1 pseudogene is annotated in these 286 nt (G+C 52.8%); it reads left to right on the top strand.

Annotated features, from left to right (window positions below):
- Positions 1-286, top strand: a pseudogene (gene glyA / locus ACYP03_RS25735) (serine hydroxymethyltransferase); the annotation flags it as partial.

A 286-nucleotide genomic window follows, 5' to 3' on the forward strand; every position in this document is an offset into this window, starting at 1 on the left:
TAAGCTGTACAACATTATTCCTTACGGTATTGATGAAGCCGGCCAGATTGACTATGCAGAAGTCGAAGCGCTGGCTCTGGAACACAAGCCGAAAATGATCATCGGCGGTTTCTCTGCCTATTCGCAAATCGTTGACTGGAAGCGCATGCGTGAAATCGCAGACAAAGCCGGTGCTTACTTCTTCGTTGATATGGCGCACGTAGCTGGCCTGGTGGCCGCAGGTGTTTACCCTAACCCTGTACCGCATGCGCACGTGGTGACCACCACAACGCACAAAACGCTGGCC

Source organism: Photobacterium sp. R1 (assembly GCF_054600795.1).